This is a genomic window from Massilia hydrophila (assembly GCF_020208145.1).
Classification (GTDB): domain Bacteria; phylum Pseudomonadota; class Gammaproteobacteria; order Burkholderiales; family Burkholderiaceae_D; genus Telluria; species Telluria hydrophila.
In genome coordinates this window covers 1,197,237-1,220,102 of the sequence record NZ_JAHYBX010000001.1, presented here as the reverse complement: position 1 = coordinate 1,220,102, position 22,866 = coordinate 1,197,237, and the positions used below count along the sequence as shown (strand labels likewise).

Genomic DNA, 22,866 nt, shown 5'->3' with positions numbered 1-22,866 from the left:
GAGGAATCAATTGAATTGCTTGAGGAAACGAAGGTCGCCTTCGTAGAACAGGCGCAAGTCGTTGATTCCATAGCGCAGCATGGTCAGGCGCTCGAGGCCGGAGCCGAACGCGAAACCGATGAACTTTTCCGGGTCCAGCCCGAAGTTGCGTACGACGGTCGGATGCACCTGGCCGGCGCCCGACACTTCGAGCCAGCGGCCCTTGAGCGGACCGGAACCGAAAGCGATGTCGATTTCGGCGGAAGGTTCGGTGAACGGGAAGTACGAAGGACGGAAGCGCACTTCCAGGTCGTCGGTCTCGAAGAAGGCCTTGACGAAGTTCAGGTACACGCCTTTCAGGTCGGCGAAGCTGATGTTCTCGCCGATCCACAGGCCTTCGACCTGGTGGAACATCGGCGAGTGGGTGGCGTCGCTGTCGACCCGGTAGGTGCGGCCCGGCGCGATCACCTTGATGGGCGGGGTATGGGTGCGCGCGTAGCGCACCTGCATCGGGCTGGTGTGGGTGCGCAGCAGCAGCGGTTTACCGGTGCTGTCATTGCCTTCGATATAGAAGGTGTCCTGCATCGAACGGGCCGGGTGGTTTTCCGGGCTGTTCAATGCGGTGAAGTTGGTCCAGTCGGTTTCGATCTCGGGGCCGTCGGCCACGTCGAAGCCAATCGAGCGGAAGATCTGCTCGACGCGCTCCCAGGTGCGCATCACCGGGTGGATGCCGCCCTTGGCGCGGCCGCGGCCCGGCAGGGTCACGTCGATCGCTTCCAGGTTCAGGCGCGCTTCCAGCTGGGCGTTGGCAAGGGCGTCGCGGCGGGCGGTCAAGGCCTGTTCGATTTTTTCCTTGGCGGCGTTGATCAGGGCGCCCTGCGCCTTGCGCTGTTCGGGGTCGAGCTTGCCCAGGCCCTTCATCAGGTCGGTGACTTGCCCGGTCTTGCCGAGGTACTTGGCTTTGGCGTTTTCGAGCGCGGCCGCATCGGGCGCGGCGGTAAAATCGGCCTGTGCAGCGGAGACGAGATCTTCCAGCGATTGCATCTTGTTCTTTTCCTGTTTGTCGGTGGCAGGAGCCACAATCAAAAACGGGGCACAGGTTCTGCAACCGTGCCCCGCTCTTTTTGCGTTCCCGTTGCCGGGAACGCTGGTCTTGCTAGCAGACTGACTATTAGGCAGCCAGCTTGGCCTTGGCGGCGGTGACAATCGCGGCAAATGCCGGCTTGTCGTGCACTGCCATGTCGGCCAGGACTTTACGGTCCAGTTCAATCCCGGACTTCTTCAGGCCGTTCATGAAGGCGCTGTAGGTCATGCCGTGCGAACGCGAAGCCGCGTTGATACGGGTGATCCACAGTGCGCGGAAGACGCGCTTCTTGTTACGACGGTCGCGGTAGGCGTACTGGCCAGCGCGCATGACTGCTTGCTTGGCAATACGGAATACCTTGCTGCGACGGCCGCGGTAGCCTTTAGCAAGTTCAAGGACCTTCTTGTGACGGGCACGTGCAGTAACCCCACGTTTTACTCGAGGCATGGTAGCTCCCTTTGTAGTTGATTAGTGAGATTAAGCGGAAGGCATCATGCGGAGAACGCTCGTGACGTCCGACGCATTGATGTTACGGGTGCCGCGCAGTTGACGCTTGTTCTTGGTGGTCTTCTTGGTCAGGATGTGACGCTTGAACGCCATACCCGACTTGACGGTACCGCCCGGACGCACGCGAAAACGCTTCTTCGCGGAGCTTTTGGTTTTCATTTTTGGCATAGTATTCTGCCCTTTTATGGACAGCCTCTATACGACAGGATTGCAGGTGGCGGCAACGCCGCTCTTGGATGCCTGCTTTCACTTGTCTTGCAGCCGACGCCACTACCTGCCGACTACAACCTGCTTGTTAAAAACAGGAACCGCAGATGATAGCACAGCTTTAGGCTGAATGCTCGCCAGCATCGACAGGTTTTACGGCGCGGGGCGTCCGGCATCGCTGCCGGCGCACAAACGAACGCGGGCCGGGCCCGGCCCAGCACAAGCTGGAACCCGGACCCGGCCCGGCAATCTGACGGTGCGAAGAATTATTTCTTCTTTTTCGGTGCAACGATCATGATCATCTGGCGCCCTTCGAGCTTCGGGAACTGCTCGACCTGGCCCACTTCCTCGAGGTCGCCGCGCAGGCGTTCGAGCATGCGCATGCCGATGTCCTGGTGCGCCATCTCGCGGCCACGGAAACGCAGCGTGATCTTGGTCTTGTCGCCGTCTTCCAGGAACTTGATGAGGTTACGCAACTTGATGCTGTAGTCGCCCTCATCGGTACCGGGACGGAACTTGACTTCCTTGACCTGGATGATCTTCTGCTTCAGCTTGGCTTCGTGGGCCTTCTTCTGCTCCGAATACTTGAACTTGCCGTAATCCATCAGGCGGCACACCGGGGGGCTCGCATTCGGTGCGATTTCCACCAGGTCAACGTTCTTTTCCTCGGCCAGGCGGAAGGCTTCCGCCAGGCTCACGATGCCCAGCGGCTCGTTGTCCACGCCGTTCAGGCGCATTTCCGGATAGGTGATCTCGCCGTTGATGCGATGCTGTTTGTCAGTAGCTATGTCTATTCCTTTGAAAGTATGATATTTGGCCGTCGATTATTTCGCCTTGGCGACGATCTCGCCTACCAGGCGCTCCACGAGCGCATCGACCGGCATGACGCCGAGGTCGACATTGCCGCGGGCACGCACGGCCACCGTATTCGCTTCTCGTTCCTTGTCGCCAACTACCAGAATGTACGGCAGTTTTTGGACGGAATGTTCACGAATTTTATAAGTAATCTTCTCGTTCCGCAAATCAGCGTGAACGCGCACGCCCGCCGCGCGCAGCCTGGACTCGACTTCCTTCACATAATCCGCCTGCGCATCCGAGATATTCAGGACCGCCACCTGCACCGGCGCCAGCCACAGCGGCAGCGCGCCGGCATAGTTCTCGATCAGGATGCCAATGAAGCGCTCCATCGAGCCGACGATCGCGCGATGCAGCATGACCGGCACCTTGCGGGTATTGTCTTCCGCGACATATTCGGCGCCCAGGCGGCCCGGCATCGAGAAGTCGACCTGCATGGTGCCGACCTGCCATGGACGGCCCAGGCTGTCCTTCAGGTGGTACTCGATTTTCGGGCCGTAGAAGGCGCCCTCGCCCGGCAGCTCGGTCCATTCCACGCCGCAGCCGCGCAGGGCCGAACGCAGCGCCTCCTCGGCCTGGTCCCACACCTCGTCGGAACCGATGCGGTTTTCCGGACGCAGGGCGATCTTGACGTCGATGTTGTCGAAGCCGAAGTCCTCGTACACCTTCATCGCCTGGGCGTGGAAGGCCACGACTTCCGGCGCAATCTGCTCTTCGGTGCAGAACACGTGGCCGTCGTCCTGCGTGAAGCCGCGCACGCGCATCAGGCCGTGCAGCGCGCCCGAGGACTCGTTGCGGTGGCACTGGCCGAACTCGCCGTAGCGCAGCGGCAGGTCGCGGTAGGAACGCAGGCCGGCGTTGTAGATCTGCACGTGGCCCGGGCAGTTCATCGGCTTCAGCGCATAGGTGCGGCTCTCCGACTCGGTCGTGAACATGTTTTCACGATAATTGTCCCAGTGGCCGGTCTTCTGCCACAAGCTCACGTCGATGATCTGCGGCGCCTTGACTTCGCTGTAGCCGGTGCTCTGGTAGGTCTTGCGCATGTACTGCTCGACCTGCTGCCAGATGGTCCAGCCCTTCGGATGCCAGAAGATCAGGCCCGGGGCCTCGTCCTGGAAGTGGAAGAAGTCCAGCTGCTTGCCGAGCTTCCTGTGGTCGCGCTTCTCGGCTTCCTCCAGCATGTGCAGGTACTGCTCCTGGTCTTCCTTCTTCGCCCAGGCGGTGCCGTACACGCGCTGCAGCATCTCGTTCTTCGAGTCGCCGCGCCAGTAGGCGCCGGCCAGCTTCATCAGCTTGAACACTTTCAGTTTGCCGGTCGAGGGCACGTGGGGGCCGCGGCACAGGTCGGTGAAGCCGCCCTGCTCGTACAGCGAAACGTCTTCGTTCGCGGGGATCGAGGCGATGATCTCGGCCTTGTAGTCTTCGCCGATCGACTTGAAGTAGCTGACGGCCTCGTCGCGCGGCAGCACCTTGCGGGTGACCGGCTGGTCCTTCTTGGACAGTTCCTGCATTTTCTTTTCGATCGCCGCCAGGTCGTCCGGGGTGAACGGGCGCTTGTACGAGAAGTCGTAGTAGAAGCCGTTCTCGATGACCGGGCCGATGGTGACCTGCGCTTCCGGGAACAGCTCCTTGACCGCGTGCGCCAGCAGGTGGGCGGTCGAGTGGCGGATGACCTCCAGCCCATCGGGATCGCGGTCGGTGACGATCGCCAGGTCGGCGTCGGACTCGATCAGGAAGGAGGTGTCGACCACCTTGCCGTCGACCTTGCCGGCGAGCGCGGCCTTGGCCAGGCTCGGGGCGATGTTCTGGGCGACCTGGGCGACGGTGACCGGGCCATCGAACTGACGGCTGGAGCCATCGGGAAGTCGAACGTTGAGCATGCTGTTCTCCAATGTGGCGCCGCGCGCCGCTAAAAATTGATATTGCCGGAAGAAGAATTCTTTGGACGAAAAAAAACGCGCACTAGGCGCGTTTGTTTCAGTGTGTTGAGCAAAAGAACACCATACCGCGTCTAGCGATTCCCCCACAACCAAGTCGTAGTTCGCGGTGTCATAACCGTCGGTGCCTTTCTCGCTCTTACTGTTACTACCATGAGTGACTGCTGAATATTCTGGTGGGCGGTGCAGAATTCGAATCTGCGACCCCTTGGATGTCGACCAAGTATTCTAACCAGCTGAACTAACCGCCCGATCCCCGCATTATAAGGAGCACGCGGGGCTTAGGCAAGCCTTGCGCCCAAAAAGTTTCCAGACGATCTGGTTCGCCCCGCCCGCCGGGCTTTGTTCTACACTAGCGCCACGACTCCTTTTGCCATTTGACCATGCCCGCACAGCACGCCGAGCCTGCTTCAGAACACCTGCACGCCCATCTCGACGGCGATGCCCGCCACGCGCACGTGATCGAGGGACGCAGCCAGGCCGCGCTGTCGCTGGCGCTCGGCCTGACCCTGCTGTTCGCACTGATCGAAGCGGTGACCGGCTTCTTGTCGAACTCGCTGGCCCTGATCTCGGACGCCGGCCACATGGTGACCGATGCGGCCGCCCTCGGCCTGGCGCTGCTGGCCCAGGCCATCGCGCGCCGCCCGCCTTCGGCGCGGCATTCCTTCGGCCTCGTGCGTGCCGAAGCCCTGGCCGCCTTCGTCAACAGCCTGGCGATGCTGCTGCTGGTCGCCTGGATCGCCTGGGAAGCCGTGCAGCGCCTGCTGCATCCGGAACCGGTGCAGGGCGGCGTGGTACTGGTGGTGGCCGCGATCGGCGCCGCGATCAACCTGCTGGTGGCCTGGGTGCTGTCGCGCGAGGAAGCCTCGATCAATACCCGCGCCGCCCTGGTCAACGTGCTTGGCGACCTGCTCGGCTCGGTGGCCGCGATCGCCTCGGGTGCCATCATCTATTTCACGGGCTGGCTGCGGGTCGACCCGATCCTGTCGCTGTTTGTCGCCATGCTGATCCTGCGCTCGACCAGCGGAATCCTGCGCGAGTCCTACCACTTCCTGATGGAAGGCGTGCCGGCCAGCATCGACTACCTGGAAATCGGCACCCACCTGAAGGCCGTCGACGGCGTGCTGGGCGTGCATGACCTGCACGTGTGGGACATGTCGCCCGGTCACCCTGCCCTGATCGGGCACCTGGAAATCGCCAGCCTCGAACGCTGGCCCAGCGTGCTGGAAGACGTGCGCGCCATGCTGCGCGAACGGCATGGCATCGACCATGTCACCCTGCAGCCGGAAGCGGCGGGCGGCAAGTCGCTGTAGCGCGCCAGGCTTGCCGTGGCCGACGGCCCATGTCAGTGCCGTCTTACCCGCGCCTGGCCCGCGCGCCGATACGCGCCCGCGGCCGAGGTCAGCATAATGCGGGGATGGACTGCACACGCACCGTTTTCGACACCCTGATCATCGGCGGCGGACCGGCCGGACTCACGGCCGGCGTCTACCTGCGCCGCTTTACCCGCCACGTGGCCCTGGTCGACAAGGGCAACAGCCGCCTGTCCTGGATTCCCGTCTCGCACAACTATCCCGGCTTCCCGGAAGGGATCAACGGGGAACGGCTGCTGGAGAACCTGCGCGCCCAGCTCGCCAACTATGGCGGCAGCGTGATGGCTGGCGAAATCCTCGACCTGCGCCTGGAAGACGGCGTGTTCGTCGGCGACTATGCCCCGGCCGATAGCGGCGCAAGCTGCCAGATCCGCGCCCACACCGTGCTGCTGGCCACCGGCGTGGCCGACGCCGGGATGCCGGTCGAACGCTGGGACGAGGCCGTGCGCTGCGGCGCCGTGCGCCTGTGCCCGGTGTGCGACGGCTGGGATGTCATCGACAAGCGCATCGGGGTCGTTACCTCGGACGCCAACCCGGTGGGCCACGCCCTGTTCATGCGCACCTTCAGCGCCGACGTGCTGCTGTTCGAGCGCGGGCCGGTCTCGACCCTGAACGAGGAAGAGCGCCAGCGCCTGGCGGCCGCCGGCGTCACCCTGGTCGAGTCGCCGCTGGCCGGGGTCACCATGAGCGAGGACATGAAGCCCGTGCTGCATACGCGCGACGGCACCGACTACCTGTGCGACGTGTTCTACCCGATGCTGGGCGAAAACGCCCGCTCCGACCTGGCAAGCGGACTGGGCGCCGAAACGGTGGAGTGCCGCAAGCTGCTAGTGGACGAGCACTGCCGCACCCAGGTCCCCGGCCTGTTCGCGGTGGGCGACGTCACCCGGGGACTGAACCAGATCGCGGTGGCCACCGGCCAGGCGGCGCTCGCTGCCACCACCATCCACAACATGCTGCCCTGGCATTTGCGCCAGCCGGCCGCGCCGGCGGCAACCCCATCCTGAGGCTGGCGGGCGCAGCGCTGCGTCCATTTCAGGCGTTTCCTGCCAACCACAGACTTCGGGCGCCAACTTGGCCCTAAGTCATTTCCTATTTACATGTATCGACCCCATGCTTATACTCAACAGGTCGCCGATATAATATTGGCAATTCGAAAACTAGCATTCAAGGAGTCCACATGAAGAAGATCGTTCTCGCCATTGCCGCCGCAGCGTTCGCCACCGCCGCCTACGCCACGCCACCGAAGCCGAAATGCACCGGCATCTGCCCGCCCGACACGGAAGAAGGCACGGAAGCCGACAGCATGTTCTTGACTGAGCTGAACTGGGCGCTGGAAGCGGACAGCGATGCGGGCCAGAAGGACAAGAAGGAAAAGAAGGAAAAGAAACAGAAGTGATTGGATGGCGGTCATGGCCGCCAGCCAGTTCCGTTCCAAAGCCCGCCCCGTGCGGGCTTTTTTTTCGGGCGCTGCCTCCGTTACCTCGGCAGTTCAGTCCTCATCCATAGGCCGGTTGACTGCGCACTTTGCCTAACGCTCGCCCGAGGCCAGCGCGATCCGGCGGCGCAGCAAGGCCAGGGCCTGCGCATCGCCACTTGCCTCCGCACGCTGCGCGGCCACGCCCAGCCAGGCCAGCAGCGGCCGCCGCCAGCCCTGGCCGGATGCCGTTTCCACTGCCCCATCGATGCCCTCGGGCGTCAGGCGCCCGGCCTTCAGCGCCGCACCGGCGGCGACCAGGCGGGCCAGCGGATCGGCCACGCCATTCACCTGTCCGGATGTGGCCACGGCGCGGTGCTGCTCGGGCAGCAGCGCCGGGTCGAGTCCCTGCCAGCGGCCGTACAGGTAATCGGCATACGCACGCTGGGCCGGCGTCGCATCCTGCGCCAGCGCCTGGTAGCCTGGACAGTCGTCGAAGTCGAGGCTGGCCACGCGCGCGGCGCAGCGCACCAGTTCGACCTGGGCCACGTAGTCGGGCCGGCCAGTGCCGGTGCTGGCACTGCGCGCCGTGCGGAACCCCGCGTCGGCGGCGCTGGCGTGCCCTTTCAGGTAATCGTCCACCGCGCCGTCGAGGGCGCCCTTGGCGTCGAGCTGCCACTCGGGCGCCTGCGGCTTGCCGGCGCAGGCGGCCAGCAGCGCCGACAGCGCCAGCGCGCCCAGTACGGAAAATGCGTATCGTGTCATGGCAGCTTGATCTCCTGGTTGCTACGGGCAAAAGGCCACTTGCGGTTGATCTCGTCCACCAGCCGGTTGACCTTGCGCAGGCTGGCGTCGACCTCGGCGCGCAGCACGCCCAGGTCTTCGGTGGCCACGCGCGCATTCTTGCCCACCGCCTGGGCTTCGACCAGCACCGCGTCCACCTTCTTGAGGGTGGCGCTGGCGTCGCTCAGCACCACATGCAGCTGGCGCATCGCGGCCTGGGCGTCGTCCATCACCCCGTCCTTGCCGTATACCCGCTGCTCGGTCTTGCCGAGCAGCGAATTGATGCGGTCGAGCGCCTCGCGCAGCCGGCGCGCCTCCTGGTCGCCACCCATTACCCCGCCCAGCACGCCGCCGGGGCCATTCATGCGGCCCGTGACTTCGTTGATGTTGGCCAGGCTGGCGTTGATGTCCGAACCGGTCGCCGTCATGCTTTCCAGGTTCTCGAGCAGGGCGCGCGCGGTGGCCACGATGCGCGGGATCTCGGCGGTGGCGTCGCCGCGCAGCACCGTGCGGGTGGCGCCGGGGGGCAATGGCGGATCGTTCAGCAGGCCGGTGAAGGCGCGCAGCCGGGTCTCGCCGACGATGCTGGATTCGAGGGTGAACACGCTCGAGGTGCGCAGCCATTTCGCATCCTTGCTCTGCACGTCCACCAGGATGCGCACCTTGCCGTCCGGCGCCAGCTCGACCTGGCTCACGCGTCCGATCGGAAAACCGGCGAAGCTCATGTCCATGCCGGGAATCACCCCGCTCGAGTCGTCGGTCTCCAGCACCAGGCGCTGGGTCGGCTCGAACACGCCGCGGGCATGCATCACGTAGCCGATGAAGGCGACCACCAGGATGCCGATCGCCGCCAGCAGGATCATCGCCTTCAGCTCGACGTGCTGGGGTTCGACAGGGTTCGCTTGGTCCGGCAGGGGTTCGCTCATGGTCGGTGCGGTAGGTAGGTGGTCAGATATATTTCAGGGCAAGCGAGGCGGCCTCGATCACCAGCAGCACGAACAGCAGGCGCACCGCGCCGGGCTGCACGGTGGAGCTGAGCCGGCGCGGATAACGCTGCAGTTCCAGGATGGCGGCGGTCGGAATCAGGGCCACGGCCAGGCCGAAGAACAGGGTCTTGAGCACGAAGCCGATCGTCACCGTCGGCGAGAACACGCGGCCCACGGTGCGGGTGTAGTCGCCCACGCCCCAGGGCAGCAGGCCGTACACGTTCAGGTAGGCCAGTATCAGCACGATGACGCTGGTGACCATTGCGAGGCTGAGCACGGCGAAGGCGTTCGCCAGCAGCTGCGGCACCAGGTCGCGCCGCATCCGGCGCAAGGCTTCCTCGCTCGCGGCCTGGGGCGACATCCCCGCGCGCGCCAGGCCGAGCGCCGAGGCGTCGAAGGCCATGCTGGCGCGCAGCGCCACGAACATCGCGGCCGCCAGCGGAATCAGTTCCAGCACCAGCACCCGCACCACCATCTCGAGCGCGAAGTGCGACAGGCCATAGCTGCGCGCCGTGACCAGCACGATGCGGATGATGACCAGGCTCACCAGGCTCGATGCCAGTCCGAACCAGGGCAGCACCTGCCAGGTGCTGGCATAGATGTAGCGCGCCGCCGTCAGCCGGTTGGCGCGGTTGTAGGTCGAGGGCGACAGCGCCATCACCAGCGCCACCGCGCCCAGGTGGGTCATGTACCACCAGCTGCGCAGGTAGCGCGCCAGGGCGAGGCCCCACAGGCTGGGGCGCAGGTGGAGGTTCAGGCTGCGGCGCATGCTGTCAATATGATACAAATACCGATGGGTGTGCCAGATTTTTGTATCAAATCGATACCGCGTCCGCCTGTCGCGCCTCGTTCCCTCATTGGCGGCGCGCCTCCAGCACGCCCTTGACTTCGCCGATCGCGCTCACGGCCTTCTGCAGCTGGCCGGTCGATCCGATCTCGGCGGTGAAGACCATGCGCGCCTGGCCTTTGGCGCTCTGGGTATTCACCCCGATCACATTGATCTTCTCGCGCATGAACACGTCCGAGATATCGCGCAGCAGGCCCTGGCGGTCCATCGCCAGGATGAACAGGTCGACCGGGTACACGGTCTCGAGCCCGGCCGCGCCCCACTCGGTCTGGATCACCCGTTCCGGCGCCTTGGCGCGCATCTCGGCGAAGTTCTTGCAGCTCAGGCGGTGGATCGACACGCCCTTGCCGCGCGTGACGAAGCCGCAGATCGGATCTGGCGGCGCCGGCTTGCAGCACTTGGCCAGCATCGTCATCAGGCCTTCGGTGCCGACCACCAGCACGCCCGACTTGGCGCCCTGCTCCACGCTCGAGGCGCGGCTCTTGTTGACCACCGCCTCGTCCACCTGGGGCGGCGCTTCCGGCGCCTCGTGCAGGGCCGCCTCCACATGGCGCAGGCTGAACTTCTCCTTGCCGACCGCGATGAACAGCTCGTCCACCTTGGCAAAGCCCAGCTTCTGCGCCAGCGCCTCCAGGTTGACCGCTGTCTTGCCCTCGCGCTGCAGCGATTTCTCCACCAGCACCCGGCCCTGGGCCAGCGTCTCGGCCTGTTCCTGCGCGTGGAACCAGGCGCGGATCTTGGAGCGGGTGCGGCTGCTCACCGTGTAGCCGGGGCTGAGCCAGTCGCGCGACGGTCCGGCGCTGCCGGGCGCGCCCTTGGCGGTGATGATCTCGCAGGTCTGGCCGTTGCGCAGCGGCGTATTCAGCGGCACCATCGCGCCGTCCACCTTGGCGCCGCGGCAGCGGTGCCCCACCTCGCTGTGCAGGTGGTAGGCGAAGTCGATCGGGGTCGCGCCCTGCGGCAGCTCGAGCACCCTTGCCTGCGGGGTCAGCACGAAGATGCGGTCGTCGAGGGTGGTCGCCTTGAGCTTCTCGACCCATTCCTTCTGCAGGTCTTCCTGGCCCGCCACCACGTCGGCCACGTCGCTCTTCCAGGCCAGCAGCTGGCGCAGCCAGGCGATCTTCTCGTCGTATTTCTGGCTCTTGAAGCTGGAGCCGCCCTCCTCCTTGTAGCGCCAGTGGGCGGCGATGCCGTACTCGGCAAAGTTGTGCATCTCCTGGGTCCGGATCTGCACTTCCAGCGGCCGCCCGTCGTCGGCCGTGACCACCGTGTGCAGCGACTGGTAGCCGTTCGGCTTGGGACGCGAGATGTAGTCGTCGAATTCCTTCGGGATCGGGGTCCAGATGTTGTGCACGATGCCCAGCACGGTATAGCAGGTCTTGACGTCGGCCACGATCACGCGGAAGGCGCGCACGTCGTACAGCGAAGAGAAATCGAGCTCCTTGCCGCGCATCTTGCTCCAGATGCTGTAGATGTGCTTCGGGCGGCCCGAGACCTCGGCCCGGATGCCCGCCTCCTGCAGTTCATCCTGCAAGCGCCTGATCGAGGACGCGACAAAGCCTTCGCGCTGCGTGCGCTTCTCTTCGAGCATCTTCGCGATCTGCCGGTAGGCATCGGGCTCGATGAAGCGGAAGGACAGGTCCTCGAGTTCCCACTTGAGCTGCCAGATACCCAGCCGGTTGGCGAGCGGCGCGTAGAAGTCGAGCACCTCGCGGCCATAGTCGCGCGTGCTGTCGTCGAAGCGCTTCTGGTCGGCGAAGTAGCGCAGCGTGGTGGCGCAGGAGGCCAGGCGCATCAGGACCACGCGCATGTCCGAAGCCATCGCGAGCAGCATCTTGCGCAGGGTTTCCACCTGGGCCGCGGCCTGCTGGGCGGCATTCTTGCCGGCGCCGCGGGCCGCGCCCGCCCCTTCCTTGCCGACCGTGAGGTCGCGCAGCCGGATCAGCTGGTAGACGCCCTGCACCAGGTCGGATACTTCCTTGCCGAAGCCTTCCTCGAGCGCGCCGCCCACCTGCGGGTCCATCAGGGCCAGCTCGAACAGCAGCCCGGCGATGCGGGTCTCGGCATCGGTACGCAGGTAGGCCAGGGTGCCCGCCACCCCGAGCGAGAACTCGAACGCGTTCTGGCCCGAACTGGCAAGGCGGTCGCCATAGGCGCCGCCAGCGTAGTCGAGGGCTGCCTGGACGCGCGCGCCGTCTTCCGCGCTCAGGCCCTGTACCAGCGCGCCGGCCGCGTCACCCGGTAATACGGTCGATACCATCGAGGCCGGTCAGCGCAGCGCGGCGGTGATGCAGACCTCGACCAGGCAGGCGGGATTGGCCAGCCGCGCTTCGACCGTGGCGCGCGGCGGGGTGTGGCCCTGCGCGACCCATTCGTCCCAGACCGCGTTCATGCCGTCGAAGTGCTCCATGCTGGAGATGAAGATCTGGCACATCAGGATGCAGGACTTGTCGCTGCCGGCCTCGTTCAGCAGGCGGTCCACATGGCCCAGCACCTCGCGCATCTGGCCTTCGATGCCCTGGCTGGTGTCTTCGGCGATCTGGCCCGCCAGGTAGACGGTGTCGTTGTGGATGGCGGTTTCGGACAGGCGCTTGCCTACGTGAAGTCGTTTGATTTCCATATCTGCTTTCTCAATGAAGGTGGCGCTCAGTCGGCGCCAACGAGGAATTCGCGTGCGGCCGCGATCTGCTCCGGCCGCACGAAGGTAGGGGCATGTCCCACGCCCGCAAACTCGACCAGGCGCGGCTTCGGCCCGCGCGCGCACATGGCGAGCGCGGTCGCGCGCGACAGCAGGTCGGACTCGGCGCCGCGCACCAGCAGGGTCGGACAGCGTATCGCGTCCCATGCCGCCCACAGCGCCGCTTCGTCGGCGGCGGCGCTATCCGGCGTGATGGCGCGAAAAGGCTGGGCAAGGCCGAGGTCGTAGTGGCGCACCCACTGGCCGTCGGCGTCCTGGCGCAGCACGTCGCTGGCCAGCTTGTGCCATTCCTGCTCGCTATGCGGGCCGAAGGATGCCGACACCGCGCGCACATAGGCGGCACCGGTCTCGAAGTCGGGGAAGCGGATGTCCTGGCCGATGTACTCGCCGATGCGGGCGATGGCGGCGCCGTCGAGCACCGGGCCGATGTCGTTCAGGACCAGCTTGCGCACCGGCGAATCGTCGAGCGAGGCCAGGACCATGCCGATCAGGCCACCCATCGAGGTGCCGAACCAGTGCACGCCGGGTTCGCCGCCATCCGGCGCGGCGGCCGTGACGCGCGCGATCAGGGTCACCATGTCGGCCACGTACTGCGGTACCGTGTAGTAGCGCGGATCGCGCAGGCGGCCGGAACGCCCGCGCCCGACCACGTCGGGACAGACCACGCGGTAGGTGTCGCACAAGGCGCGCGCCAGGTGGTCGAAGTCGTCGGACACGCGGGTCACGCCGTGCACGCACACCAGCACGCGCGGATTGCGCGGGTCGCCCCACTCCTTGTAGGCCATCCGATGCAGGCCGGCGGGCGAGCTGCACTGCACGCTGTTCACTCTCGCTTCGCTGTCGTCCACCCTGCGTCCGCTCCCGGTCATGGCAATATTGTTCACTTCATCATCGCAACGCACCATTTTAATCGGCGTTGCGATTAGAATTCTACCAATTCTAGAGAAGCAACCCGAACCCGATTATCCAAACCAGAGGACGCAATGACATCCAGTATGCTCAGTGGTAAAACCGCACTCGTCACCGGCTCGACTTCCGGCATCGGCCTGGGCATCGCCCGCGCGCTTGCCGACCAGGGCGCCAACATCGTGTTCAACGGCTTCGGCGACGCCCAGCAGATCGAAAAACTGTACACCGACGTCGGCGCCGAGTTCGGCGTGCAGACCGCCTACCACAACGCCGACATGAGCAAGCCGGCCGAGATCGAGGCCATGATGCGCTTCGCGGCCGAGCGCTTCGGCGGCGTCGACATCCTGGTCAACAACGCCGGTATCCAGCACGTGGCCACGGTGGACGAATTCCCGGCCGAGAAGTGGGATGCGATCATCGCCATCAACCTGAGCTCCGCCTTCCACACCACGCGCCTGGCCCTGCCCGGCATGAAGCAGAAGAACTGGGGACGCATCATCAACCTGGCTTCGGTGCACGGCCTGGTCGGATCGAGCGGGAAGTCGGCCTATGTCGCCGCCAAGCATGGCCTGGTCGGCTTCACCAAGGTGACCGCGCTCGAACTGGCCGCCACCGGCGTGACCTGCAATGCGATCTGCCCGGGCTGGGTGCTGACCCCGCTGGTGCAGAAACAGGTGGACGACCGCGCCGCGCGCGATGGCCTGAGCAACGACGCGGCGCGCAAGGCGCTGCTGGCGGAGAAGCAGCCCTCCGGCGAGTTCGTGACCCCGGCGGAACTGGGCGCGCTGGCCGTATTCTTCTGCAGCCCGGCCGGCAACCAGGTGCGTGGCGTGGCCTGGAACATGGACGGCGGCTGGACCGCCCAGTAAGCGCCAGGGGCGGCTCAGGAATGCCGCGCCCAGGGACCGCTGCGCATGTACCAGCGCCGCAGCAGGCTGCGCGGCGCTGGTTCGCGCAGCAGCGCCCACCAGGTGGCGTCGGCGATGCCGCGTCCGGACGCCAGCTGCAGCACGTCGACGTCGCCGCCCGAATTCACTTCCATGGTCTGCGGGCCCTCTTCCGTGAAGGCGATGTCCCAGGACTGGTAGCGGATGCCGGGAAACAGCGGCGCGGCGCGCAGGCAGATCTCCTTCGCCTGCTGCCAGTCGGGTACGGTCCAGCCGACCAGCGCCTCGCCTGTATCGGGGTGCGCCGCCACCGGTTCCGGCCGGCCCTGGCGCATGCCGATGGCGTTGAACACTTCGCCGCTATCGACTTCGAAGGCCCCGAGCAGGTTGCCGGTGGCGCCATGCCGGAAATTGTCGATCATGTTGTTCCCGGCCGGGATGCGCAGCACGGCCCGGTGGACGATCGGGCCACGCTCGGTGACCAGCACGACCACCCGGGCGGTCGAGAGCCTGGGGCCGATGCGCCGCGCAATCTCGGGATGCGGCCTGGCCGCGGCCTGCAGCAGGATGCCTTCGCGCGACAGCCAGCGCTTGAAGTAGTCGGCCACCGCGATCGACCTGCCGTCGCGTAGCCGCAGCATGCCATCCGCGTAGCCGCTCACCCAGACCGAGCCGGCGCCGCCGTTGCCGGCGATCGGCTTCATGAATAGCGGGAATTGCGCTTCCTGTTCCAGGTAGGTTTCCACAGCTTGCACCGATGGCAGCGAAGCCGCGCCGGGAAAGCCGCGCGCCACATGGCCCACCGCCCGGATCGCGGGGAAGGGAAAGCCGTGCAGGCTCAGGATTCCATAGGTGACCAGCTTGTCGCGCGTGAGCGCCACCGACTCCACCTCGTTGTTCGAATTGACCGCGGTGCCCGACTGCACGCCCAGGAATTCCGCCTTCTCCGCCCACGATCGGCCGGCCAGCCCGTACATCGCGTATTCGTCGGCGGTCAAACGATTGGGTGGACGGCGCAACTGGGCAAGTTCGAAACGGCGCATCATGCTGGTCTCCTTGGGCTTGTTAGTTACTTATAAGTCCATGCTAACCGAGTGTAGCGGCACATGTCCATCAACCCGAACGGCCTGATCGATAGTTCTGCCACTGTTCTTCTCATTGCACACGTTGTTGCTTATGATGGCGCTTTCGACAAGAAAAGTGAGCCGACGTGCGCATCCTGTCCAGCATCCTGGCAGCAACCCTCCTCAACTTCTACGCGGGCACAAGCGACGCCGCCGCTCCCGCCCATCCAGTCCTCCTGACAGCCGAGCGCGTCTGGACCGGCGAAGGCCAGCCCCAGCGCGGCTGGGCGGTGCTGGTCGCGCAGGGACGCATCGCGGCGGTCGGGCCGGCGGCGCAGCTGAGCGTCCCGCCCGACGCCGAGCGCATCGACCTGCCGGGTAAAACCTTGATCCCCGGCATGATCGACCTGCACTCCCACGTCCTGCTCCACCCCTACAACGAGGCGAGCTGGGACGACCAGGTGCTGAAGGAGGCCCCGGCCTACCGCATCATGCTGGCCGGCCGCCACGCGGCAAGCACCTTGCAGGCCGGCTTCACCACCCTGCGCGACCTCGGCACCGAAGGCGCGGACTATGCCGACGTCGGCATCCGGCGCGCCATCGACGAAGGGGTGGCGCCTGGTCCGCGCCTGCTGGTGGCCACCCGCGCGATCGTGGCCAGCTACAGCTACGGGCCGGCCGAACGCAGCTACCGCCCCGACCTCGCCATCCCCTACGGCGCGCAACCGGCCACCGGCGTCGATGAAGTCACCAGGGCGGTGCGCGAGCAGTCGGCACGCGGCGCCGACTGGATCAAGATCTACGGCGACTACCGCACCGGCATCGACGGCAGCACCCGTCCCACCTTCAGCATGGAGGAAATGAAGGCGATGGTCGCGGCCAGCCACGTCAGCGGCCGCAAGGTGGCCGTGCACGCCAGCAGCGACGATGCGATCCGCACGGCGGTGCTGGCCGGCGCCGACACCATCGAGCACGGCTACGGCGCCTCGGAACAGACCTTCCGCCTGATGAAGGAGCGCGGTACCGCCTACATCCCGACCCTGACGGCGCCGGAGGCGACCGGCGAATACTTCCAGAAGCACGTGCGTGGCGGGCCGCCAACGCCCGCGATGCACGCGGCGCAGCGCGCCTTCGCACTGGCGCGCAAGGTGGGCGTTACCATCGGCAACGGCAGCGACGTGGGCGTGTTCGCGCACGGCAGCAATGCGCGCGAACTGGCCTGGCTGGTCAAGTTGGGAATGACGCCGCTGGAAGCGATGCGCGCGGCCACCGTGGTGGCGGCCGGGATCCTCGGCCGCGGCGACCTTGGCGCGCTCAAGCCCGGCATGCTGGCCGACGTGGTGGCCGTGGACGGCGACCCGACCGCCGATATCGCGGCCGCCGCCCGGGTAGGCTTCGTGATGAAGGGTGGCGAGGTGTTCCGGCGCCCCTGAGCGCCGCCCCCCCCTGCCCGGCCACATACCAGATATAAGGCCTGCGGATATCCACAATAGATAAGGCGATCCGCTTCCGACAAGATGGCAACACCACAAACTTCTCTGAGAAGAGTTGCCATGAAAAAGCCTTTCTACAAGATTCTGTATGTCCAGGTGCTGATCGCGATTGCGCTCGGCGTGCTGCTGGGGGTGTTCTACCCTGAACTGGGCGCGAAGATGAAGCCATTGGGAGACGGCTTCATTAAACTGATCAAGATGATCATCGCCCCAGTGATCTTCTGTACCGTCGTTGCCGGCATCGCCGGCATGCAGGACATGAAGAAGATCGGCCGCGTCGGCGGCAAGGCCCTGCTCTACTTCGAGGTCGTGTCGACCTTCGCGCTGGCCATCGGCCTGGTGGTCGCCAACGTGCTCAAACCGGGCGCCGGCTTCAACGTCGACGTCGCCCACCTGGACGCCTCCTCGATCGCGAAGTACACCGAGAAGGCCAAGGACCAGAGCACCATCGACTTCGTGATGAACATCATCCCGAACACCTTCGTGGATGCCTTCGCCAAGGGCGACATCCTGCAGGTGCTCCTGATCGCCCTGCTGTTCGGCTTCTCGCTGTCGATGATGGGCGAGCGCGGCCGCCCGGTGACCAAGATGATCGAAGACTTCTCGCACGCCATCTTCGGCGTCGTAAACATCGTCATGAAGGCCGCCCCGATCGGCGCCTTCGGCGCGATGGCCTTCACCATCGGCAAATACGGTCTCGATTCGCTGCTGCCGCTGGCCAAGCTGATGGGTTCCTTCTACCTGACCTGCTTCCTGTTCGTGGCCGTGGTGCTGGGCGCCATCGCGAAGTACACCGGCTTCTCGATCTTCCGCTTCATCAAGTACATCAAGGAAGAACTGCTGATCGTGCTCGGCACCAGCTCCTCGGAGAGCGCCCTGCCAGCCCTGATGCGTAAACTCGAGCGCCTCGGCTGCTCCAAGCCGGTGGTCGGCCTGGTGGTCCCGACCGGCTACTCGTTCAACCTGGACGGCACCAATATCTACATGACGATGGCGGCCCTGTTCGTGGCCCAGGCCACCAACACCGAACTGACCCTGATGCAGGAATTGACCATCCTGGCGGTGGCGATGCTGACCTCGAAGGGCGCATCGGGCATCACCGGCGCCGGCTTTATCACCCTGGCCGCGACCCTGGCCGTGGTGCCGACCATCCCGGTGGCCGGCATGGCCCTGATCCTCGGCATCGACCGCTTCATGAGCGAAGCGCGTGCCCTGACCAACTTCATCGGCAACGGCGTGGCGACGGTGGTGGTGTCGAAGTGGGAAAAGGAACTCGACACTGAACGCATGGACGCCGTGCTGCATGGCCGCGTGCCGGCCGAGGGCGAGAAGGAACTGACGCCGGTGCGCGCCGCTGCCTGAATCCCGCTCCACGCGAAAAACCGCATCTTCCGATGCGGTTTTTTTTCGCCCCTGCGAAGCGCGCCATGCATGGCGAATGGACCCGCGGCATCGCGCTTGCTAGGATGTGGCGTCGAAACCTACCCGGAGCAGGCATGAAAACATTCTCGACATTGGCAGCCGCGCTAATCCTGACGATCCCTCTCATGGCTGTCGCCGCACCCGACGCCCGACTCGCACCACAAGAGCGCAGCAAGGCAATCCAGGATATCGCCACGCAGTTCGAGAAGATCTACTTCGATCCGGAAGTCGGCCAGCGCATGGCGCGTGACCTGCGCTCGCGCCTGCAACGCGGCGAGTACGAGGACATCACCTCCTCGCGCGAACTGGCGAAGGTGTTGAGCGCGCATATCGACCTGATTTGCAAGGAGTCGCACACCGGGGTCGTGTACCACGAAGACGACCAGCTGGCCGGCTCGCCGGCGGCCGATGCCGCCGCGTTCGAGCGTCGCGAGGAAGAGCGCCTCGCCCAGCTGCGCGCTGCCAACTACTACTTCGCTCCCCTGCAACGGTTCGAGGGCAATATTGCACTCATCCGCTTCGACGGCTTTGCCAGGCCGGACGAAGCCGGCGCCTTCGTCGACAGCCTCATGAGCGAGGTAGCCGACGCCGCGGCCCTGGTCTTCGACTTGCGCGGCAACACCGGCGGATCGTCCGAACTGATTCCGGTGCTGGCCAGCTACCTGTTCGACGACGAGCCGATCCACCTGTTCACCCGCAGCGACCGGAAGCGGGGCACCAGCACCGAAAGCTGGACCAGGCCGGCCCAGGCGGCCAAGCGCTTCGGCAGCCGCAAGCCGGTCTACATCCTGGTCGGCAAGGAGACCTTCTCGGCGGCGGAGAACTTTGCCTATACCATGCAGCAACTGAAGCGCGCCACGATTGTCGGCGAGAAGACACGGGGCGGCAGCCATGGCGCCTTTGGCAAACCGGTCACGCCGCACCTGGTCGCCCACGTCGCCACCATCAGCACCGTGAATGCCGTGTCGAAGACCGACTTCGGCACAGGCGTGCTGCCCGACCTGGCGGTGCCGGCTGCCGACGCCCTGCCCGCGGCGCTGGCTGTCGCCAGGGTGGCACTCGCGCACGCCCACTAGCGCACTGCCCGCCAGCCTTGCGCATCGCGCCCGCACGGTACGAAAAGTTGTAGACAAGTCTGTCTAGACAGACTATTCTAGCTCTCAGGATATACCACCTGATGAGGACGCTCATGCCACGCAAGCCCGATGCTCCCAAGCCGACCCCGGCCGAACTCGAACTCCTGCAGGTGCTGTGGCCGATGGCCGCAGGCACCGCCAAGCAGGTGCACCGGGAAATGCAGAAGACCAAGCCCGAGGTCACCTACGCCACCGTATTGCGCCTGATGCAGATCATGCACGGCAAGGGCCTCTTGGCGCGCGACGAGAGCGAACGCTCGCATGTCTACGCCCCGGCCCATCCCCAGGACTCGGTCGAGACCCATCTGCTGAAGGACCTGATGCAGCGCGCCTTCGCCGGCTCGGCCAAGGCGCTGGTGCTGGCGGCACTGAAGACCGGCATCTCGAAGAAGGAACGGCAGGAAATCGAGGAACTGCTCAAGGAGGACAAGCCGGGAGACGGGAAATGAGCGCCGCCGGCGTCGTCGCCAGTATCGGCTGGACCCTGGTCCACTTCCTGTGGCAAGGTGCGCTGATCGGCTGCGCCACCGCGCTGCTGCTCATCGTGCTGAGGAATGCCCGGCCGCAGGCGCGCTACCTGGCCGCCTGCACCGGTCTGGCGATGTGCCTGGCCTGGCCCGCCCTCGGGCTCGCGCTGCGCCTGCCCGGCCACAGCGGCGCGCAGGAAGACGCGGTACTGCTGTTCGCCGCCGGGCTGGTCGCCGGTTCGCCGGCTGGCGCAGGCTGGGGCGCGCTGTTCGCCGGCCAGCTGATCCCGATCGTCGGCACCTGGGCCGTGTGTGCGCTGGCGCTGGCGCTGCGGTTGGTGGCCGGCCTGCTGTGGCTCGGCCGTGCCGCCGCCCACGAGCGCCAGGATCCGGCCTGGCAGGCGCGCCTCGACGGCCTGGCCGCGCAGTTCGGCATTGGGCGTGCGCTGCGCCTGCGCATCGTGCAAGGCCTCGGCAGCCCGGTCACGGCAGGCTGGTGGCGTCCGGTGGTCCTGGTACCGGCGGCCCTCGTTTCCGGCATGCCGGCGCCCTTGCTGGAGGCGCTGCTGGCCCACGAACTGGCGCACATCCGGCGCCACGATTACCTCGTCAACCTCGGCCAGAACGTGGTCGAGACACTGTTCTTCTACCACCCGGCGGTCTGGTGGATCTCGGGACGCATCCGCGTCGAACGGGAACGGATCGCCGACGATGTCGCGGCAAGGGTACTGGGCGAACCGCGGCGCCTGGCCCTGGCCCTTTCCGAACTGGAGAAACGCCAGTTCGCAACCCACCACCTGGCCCAGGCGGCCAACGGAGGAGATCTCATGTCACGCATCAAACGCTTGATTCGCCCTGATTCACCATCGATGAAGGAGGCATTGAACTGGAAGGCAGCCCTGCCCATCCTGGGATTGGCCATGGGGGCCGCAGCCTTCGTCCATGCCGCCCCGCCGGCAAGCGCCGCGGATCCCGACGTGGCGGCGGTTGCCGATTTCAGGAGCTGCCAGCGCCCCGAATATCCGGCCGAATCGCTGGCCCAGAAACACACCGGCACCGTCTCCCTCGCCTTCCTGGTGGCCACGGACGGCGCCGTGAAAGAAGCGAAAGTGACCCGCTCCTCGGGCCACCGTCCGCTCGACGAAGCGGCCCGCGAAGCACTGGCGAAATGCATGTTCAAGCCGGCCAGCGCCAAGGGCCAGCCGGTCGAGGCCTGGACCGCCGTGCAGTACGTCTGGACCATGGACTGAGCCTGGCCCGAAGCCGGGAGCAGTGGGGCGCCCACTGGCCCGGTTGACTGCGCAAAAAAAGGCCCGCACAAGCGTGCGGGCCCGCAGGCCGGAGCGCGGGACCGGAATGCAGTCCCCCGCGCGTGTTCGTTCAGACCGCCGAGACGTCCAGTTCGCAGCCGGTCGCCGCCAGCACCTGCTCGACGCCCACGCCGGGCGCCAGTTCCACCAGCTTCAGGCCGGTCTCAAGCACGTCGATGACGCCCAGGTCGGTTATGATGCGGTCCACCACGCCCACGCCGGTGAGCGGCAGGTCGCACTTCGGCAGGATCTTGTGCGAGGTCGAGCCGTCCTTGGCGGTGGCGACGTGCTCCATCACCACGACCACGCGCTTGACGCCGGCCACCAGGTCCATCGCGCCGCCCATGCCCTTGACCATCTTGCCAGGAATCATCCAGTTGGCCAGGTCGCCCCGTTCGGACACCTGCATCGCGCCCAGGATCGCCAGGTTGATCTTGCCGCCGCGGATCATGCCGAAGGAGTCGGCCGAGCTGAAGTAGGCGGCGCCCGGCAGCGCCGTCACGGTCTGCTTGCCCGCGTTGATCAGGTCGGCATCCACTTCTTCTTCCGTCGGGAAGGGGCCGATGCCCAGCAGGCCGTTCTCCGACTGCAGGAACACCTCCATATCGTTCGGAACGTAGTTCGCCACCAGGGTCGGCAGGCCGATGCCCAGGTTCACATAGAAACCGTCCTGCAGTTCCTGCGCCGCGCGCGCGGCCATTTCATCACGAGTCCATGCCATGTTCTGTCTCCGGTGTGTTCTTAGTTGGCGCGCACGGTGCGCTGCTCGATGCGCTTTTCCGGCGTCGGGTTGTGGACGATGCGGTGCACGAAGATGCTCGGGGTATGCACCTGGTCCGGATCGATCTCGCCGATCTCGACCAGTTCCTCGACTTCCACCACGCAGATCTTGCCGGCAGTGGCCACGTTCGGGTTGAAGTTGCGCGCCGTCTTGCGGAACAGGAGGTTGCCGGCCTTGTCGGCCTTCCATGCCTTCACCAGCGAGACGTCCGGCAGCAGCGCGCGCTCCATCACGTAGTGCTCGCCATCGAACTCGCGGGTTTCCTTGCCTTCGGCGACGATGGTGCCGTAGCCGGTCTTGGTGAAGAAGGCCGGGATACCGGCGCCGCCGGCGCGCAGCTTCTCGGCCAGCGTGCCCTGCGGGGTGAACTCGAGTTCGAGTTCGCCGGCCAGGAACTGGCGCGCGAACTCCTTGTTCTCACCGACGTAGGACGAGATCATCTTCTTGATCTGGCGGGTTTCCAGCAGCTGGCCCAGGCCGAAACCGTCCACGCCCGCATTGTTCGAAATCGCCGTCAGGTTCTTGACGCCGGAATCGCGCAGCGCCGCGATCAGCGCCTCCGGAATGCCGCACAGGCCGAAGCCGCCTACGGCGATGGTCTGGCCATCTGCCACGATGCCGGCCAGGGCCGACTTCGCATCAGGATACACTTTGTTCATACCTGTCCCTTTTATCGGTTAAGCGAAACGCTCTTCTGTACTTCAGAGGTGATTCTCAGCATAAA

Annotated in this window: 23 protein-coding genes and 1 tRNA gene; 9 read left to right on the top strand and 15 right to left on the bottom strand. The window is 65.6% G+C overall.

From position 1 onward, the window contains the following. Positions 1–6: 6 nt before the first annotated feature. From pheS to LE190_RS05605, 6 genes are all read right to left on the bottom strand, one after another. Complete coding sequence (gene pheS, locus LE190_RS05630) at positions 7–1,023, bottom strand: phenylalanine--tRNA ligase subunit alpha (RefSeq protein WP_225237755.1); 1,017 nt, start codon at positions 1,021–1,023, stop codon at positions 7–9. A gap of 127 nt (positions 1,024–1,150) precedes the next feature. Beyond that, complete coding sequence (gene rplT, locus LE190_RS05625; RefSeq protein WP_027865360.1) at positions 1,151–1,510, bottom strand: 50S ribosomal protein L20; 360 nt, start codon at positions 1,508–1,510, stop codon at positions 1,151–1,153. Between the two features lie 30 nt (positions 1,511–1,540). Further along, positions 1,541–1,738: a 50S ribosomal protein L35 gene (rpmI, locus tag LE190_RS05620; protein WP_057262756.1), complete on the bottom strand. Its 198-nt coding sequence runs from the start codon at positions 1,736–1,738 to the stop codon at positions 1,541–1,543. A gap of 305 nt (positions 1,739–2,043) precedes the next feature. After that, the gene (gene infC, locus LE190_RS05615; protein ID WP_369598429.1) at positions 2,044–2,571 is read right to left on the bottom strand and encodes a translation initiation factor IF-3; all 528 of its coding nucleotides are present in this window, start codon (positions 2,569–2,571) and stop codon (positions 2,044–2,046) included. A gap of 30 nt (positions 2,572–2,601) precedes the next feature. Continuing rightward, complete coding sequence (gene thrS, locus LE190_RS05610) at positions 2,602–4,512, bottom strand: threonine--tRNA ligase (protein ID WP_225237754.1); 1,911 nt, start codon at positions 4,510–4,512, stop codon at positions 2,602–2,604. A 231-nt stretch (positions 4,513–4,743) separates the two neighbouring features. Further along, positions 4,744–4,820: transfer RNA gene (locus LE190_RS05605), tRNA-Val, on the bottom strand. A 132-nt stretch (positions 4,821–4,952) separates the two neighbouring features. On the opposite strand from LE190_RS05605, the gene LE190_RS05600 reads away from it, so the two are divergent. The 3 genes from LE190_RS05600 to LE190_RS05590 all read left to right on the top strand — a co-directional run bounded on the left by LE190_RS05600 (position 4,953) and on the right by LE190_RS05590 (position 7,341). Beyond that, complete coding sequence (locus LE190_RS05600) at positions 4,953–5,882, top strand: cation diffusion facilitator family transporter (RefSeq protein WP_225237753.1); 930 nt, start codon at positions 4,953–4,955, stop codon at positions 5,880–5,882. Positions 5,883–5,986: 104 nt separating this feature from the next. Continuing rightward, positions 5,987–6,949, top strand: coding sequence for an NAD(P)/FAD-dependent oxidoreductase (locus LE190_RS05595; RefSeq protein WP_225237752.1), 963 nt, complete (start codon positions 5,987–5,989; stop codon positions 6,947–6,949). A gap of 173 nt (positions 6,950–7,122) precedes the next feature. After that, positions 7,123–7,341, top strand: a complete 219-nt coding sequence (locus LE190_RS05590) for a hypothetical protein (RefSeq protein WP_225237751.1) — start codon at positions 7,123–7,125, stop codon at positions 7,339–7,341. 132 nt (positions 7,342–7,473) lie between these two features. Here the strand turns inward: LE190_RS05590 and LE190_RS05585 are convergent, their stop codons facing one another. The 6 genes from LE190_RS05585 to LE190_RS05560 all read right to left on the bottom strand — a co-directional run bounded on the left by LE190_RS05585 (position 7,474) and on the right by LE190_RS05560 (position 13,542). After that, positions 7,474–8,124, bottom strand: coding sequence for a hypothetical protein (locus LE190_RS05585; RefSeq protein ID WP_225237750.1), 651 nt, complete (start codon positions 8,122–8,124; stop codon positions 7,474–7,476). Further along, on the bottom strand, positions 8,121–9,068 hold the full coding sequence (locus tag LE190_RS05580; RefSeq protein WP_225237749.1) for an MlaD family protein: 948 nt from the start codon (positions 9,066–9,068) through the stop codon (positions 8,121–8,123). The genes LE190_RS05585 and LE190_RS05580 overlap by 4 nt, the downstream gene beginning before the upstream one ends. A gap of 22 nt (positions 9,069–9,090) precedes the next feature. After that, positions 9,091–9,897, bottom strand: a complete 807-nt coding sequence (locus tag LE190_RS05575) for an MlaE family ABC transporter permease (RefSeq protein WP_225237748.1) — start codon at positions 9,895–9,897, stop codon at positions 9,091–9,093. Between the two features lie 85 nt (positions 9,898–9,982). Further along, positions 9,983–12,235 carry a RelA/SpoT family protein gene (locus LE190_RS05570; RefSeq protein ID WP_225237747.1) on the bottom strand — a complete coding sequence of 751 codons (2,253 nt, stop codon included), beginning with the start codon at positions 12,233–12,235 and terminating at the stop codon, positions 9,983–9,985. A gap of 9 nt (positions 12,236–12,244) precedes the next feature. Continuing rightward, positions 12,245–12,595, bottom strand: coding sequence for a RidA family protein (locus tag LE190_RS05565; RefSeq protein ID WP_224948226.1), 351 nt, complete (start codon positions 12,593–12,595; stop codon positions 12,245–12,247). Positions 12,596–12,621: 26 nt separating this feature from the next. Then, positions 12,622–13,542 (bottom strand): alpha/beta fold hydrolase, encoded by a 921-nt coding sequence (locus tag LE190_RS05560; protein ID WP_224948233.1) that lies wholly within the window; start codon positions 13,540–13,542, stop codon positions 12,622–12,624. 126 nt (positions 13,543–13,668) lie between these two features. Here LE190_RS05560 and LE190_RS05555 point away from each other — a divergent pair, with 126 nt between their 5' ends. After that, positions 13,669–14,451 carry a 3-hydroxybutyrate dehydrogenase gene (locus LE190_RS05555; RefSeq protein ID WP_225237746.1) on the top strand — a complete coding sequence of 261 codons (783 nt, stop codon included), beginning with the start codon at positions 13,669–13,671 and terminating at the stop codon, positions 14,449–14,451. 14 nt (positions 14,452–14,465) lie between these two features. On the opposite strand, the gene LE190_RS05550 is transcribed toward LE190_RS05555, so the two are convergent. Beyond that, positions 14,466–15,515: a sugar-transfer associated ATP-grasp domain-containing protein gene (locus tag LE190_RS05550; protein ID WP_225237745.1), complete on the bottom strand. Its 1,050-nt coding sequence runs from the start codon at positions 15,513–15,515 to the stop codon at positions 14,466–14,468. Between the two features lie 164 nt (positions 15,516–15,679). On the opposite strand from LE190_RS05550, the gene LE190_RS05545 reads away from it, so the two are divergent. From LE190_RS05545 to LE190_RS05525, 5 genes are all read left to right on the top strand, one after another. Then, entirely contained in the window at positions 15,680–16,966 is a 1,287-nt protein-coding gene (locus LE190_RS05545) for a metal-dependent hydrolase family protein (RefSeq protein ID WP_225237744.1), read from the top strand. Positions 16,967–17,086: 120 nt separating this feature from the next. Beyond that, positions 17,087–18,388, top strand: a complete 1,302-nt coding sequence (locus tag LE190_RS05540; protein ID WP_224948231.1) for a dicarboxylate/amino acid:cation symporter — start codon at positions 17,087–17,089, stop codon at positions 18,386–18,388. A gap of 185 nt (positions 18,389–18,573) precedes the next feature. Next, the gene (locus LE190_RS05535) at positions 18,574–19,524 is read left to right on the top strand and encodes a S41 family peptidase (RefSeq protein WP_225237743.1); all 951 of its coding nucleotides are present in this window, start codon (positions 18,574–18,576) and stop codon (positions 19,522–19,524) included. 113 nt (positions 19,525–19,637) lie between these two features. Next, on the top strand, positions 19,638–20,033 hold the full coding sequence (locus LE190_RS05530; protein ID WP_224948257.1) for a BlaI/MecI/CopY family transcriptional regulator: 396 nt from the start codon (positions 19,638–19,640) through the stop codon (positions 20,031–20,033). Beyond that, a complete protein-coding gene (locus tag LE190_RS05525) occupies positions 20,030–21,301 on the top strand; it encodes a TonB family protein (RefSeq protein WP_225237742.1) in 1,272 nt (423 codons plus the stop codon). The genes LE190_RS05530 and LE190_RS05525 overlap by 4 nt, the downstream gene beginning before the upstream one ends. A 130-nt stretch (positions 21,302–21,431) precedes the next feature. Here LE190_RS05525 and LE190_RS05520 read toward each other — a convergent pair whose 3' ends face one another. Beyond that, positions 21,432–22,082 (bottom strand): 3-oxoacid CoA-transferase subunit B, encoded by a 651-nt coding sequence (locus LE190_RS05520; protein ID WP_225237741.1) that lies wholly within the window; start codon positions 22,080–22,082, stop codon positions 21,432–21,434. Between the two features lie 20 nt (positions 22,083–22,102). Next, complete coding sequence (locus tag LE190_RS05515) at positions 22,103–22,801, bottom strand: CoA transferase subunit A (RefSeq protein WP_224948260.1); 699 nt, start codon at positions 22,799–22,801, stop codon at positions 22,103–22,105. Between the last annotated feature and the right edge of the window lie 65 nt (positions 22,802–22,866).

What these genes read in the sequence shown, in the direction of transcription:
- pheS (WP_225237755.1), bottom strand. Translation starts at nt 1,023, where the DNA reads ATGCAATCGCTGGAAGATCTCGTCTCCGCTGCACAGGCCGATTTTACC.
- LE190_RS05565 (WP_224948226.1), bottom strand. Translation starts at nt 12,595, where the DNA reads ATGGAAATCAAACGACTTCACGTAGGCAAGCGCCTGTCCGAAACCGCC.
- LE190_RS05555 (WP_225237746.1), top strand. Translation starts at nt 13,669, where the DNA reads ATGCTCAGTGGTAAAACCGCACTCGTCACCGGCTCGACTTCCGGCATC.
- LE190_RS05540 (WP_224948231.1), top strand. Translation starts at nt 17,087, where the DNA reads ATGAAAAAGCCTTTCTACAAGATTCTGTATGTCCAGGTGCTGATCGCG.
- LE190_RS05515 (WP_224948260.1), bottom strand. Translation starts at nt 22,801, where the DNA reads ATGAACAAAGTGTATCCTGATGCGAAGTCGGCCCTGGCCGGCATCGTG.
- LE190_RS05585 (WP_225237750.1), bottom strand. Translation starts at nt 8,124, where the DNA reads ATGACACGATACGCATTTTCCGTACTGGGCGCGCTGGCGCTGTCGGCG.
- rpmI (WP_057262756.1), bottom strand. Translation starts at nt 1,738, where the DNA reads ATGCCAAAAATGAAAACCAAAAGCTCCGCGAAGAAGCGTTTTCGCGTG.
- LE190_RS05590 (WP_225237751.1), top strand. Translation starts at nt 7,123, where the DNA reads ATGAAGAAGATCGTTCTCGCCATTGCCGCCGCAGCGTTCGCCACCGCC.
- LE190_RS05570 (WP_225237747.1), bottom strand. Translation starts at nt 12,235, where the DNA reads ATGGTATCGACCGTATTACCGGGTGACGCGGCCGGCGCGCTGGTACAG.
- LE190_RS05580 (WP_225237749.1), bottom strand. Translation starts at nt 9,068, where the DNA reads ATGAGCGAACCCCTGCCGGACCAAGCGAACCCTGTCGAACCCCAGCAC.
- LE190_RS05550 (WP_225237745.1), bottom strand. Translation starts at nt 15,515, where the DNA reads ATGATGCGCCGTTTCGAACTTGCCCAGTTGCGCCGTCCACCCAATCGT.
- LE190_RS05595 (WP_225237752.1), top strand. Translation starts at nt 5,987, where the DNA reads ATGGACTGCACACGCACCGTTTTCGACACCCTGATCATCGGCGGCGGA.
- thrS (WP_225237754.1), bottom strand. Translation starts at nt 4,512, where the DNA reads ATGCTCAACGTTCGACTTCCCGATGGCTCCAGCCGTCAGTTCGATGGC.
- LE190_RS05530 (WP_224948257.1), top strand. Translation starts at nt 19,638, where the DNA reads ATGCCACGCAAGCCCGATGCTCCCAAGCCGACCCCGGCCGAACTCGAA.
- LE190_RS05520 (WP_225237741.1), bottom strand. Translation starts at nt 22,082, where the DNA reads ATGGCATGGACTCGTGATGAAATGGCCGCGCGCGCGGCGCAGGAACTG.
- rplT (WP_027865360.1), bottom strand. Translation starts at nt 1,510, where the DNA reads ATGCCTCGAGTAAAACGTGGGGTTACTGCACGTGCCCGTCACAAGAAG.
- LE190_RS05535 (WP_225237743.1), top strand. Translation starts at nt 18,574, where the DNA reads ATGGCTGTCGCCGCACCCGACGCCCGACTCGCACCACAAGAGCGCAGC.
- LE190_RS05575 (WP_225237748.1), bottom strand. Translation starts at nt 9,897, where the DNA reads ATGCGCCGCAGCCTGAACCTCCACCTGCGCCCCAGCCTGTGGGGCCTC.
- LE190_RS05560 (WP_224948233.1), bottom strand. Translation starts at nt 13,542, where the DNA reads ATGACCGGGAGCGGACGCAGGGTGGACGACAGCGAAGCGAGAGTGAAC.
- LE190_RS05525 (WP_225237742.1), top strand. Translation starts at nt 20,030, where the DNA reads ATGAGCGCCGCCGGCGTCGTCGCCAGTATCGGCTGGACCCTGGTCCAC.
- LE190_RS05600 (WP_225237753.1), top strand. Translation starts at nt 4,953, where the DNA reads ATGCCCGCACAGCACGCCGAGCCTGCTTCAGAACACCTGCACGCCCAT.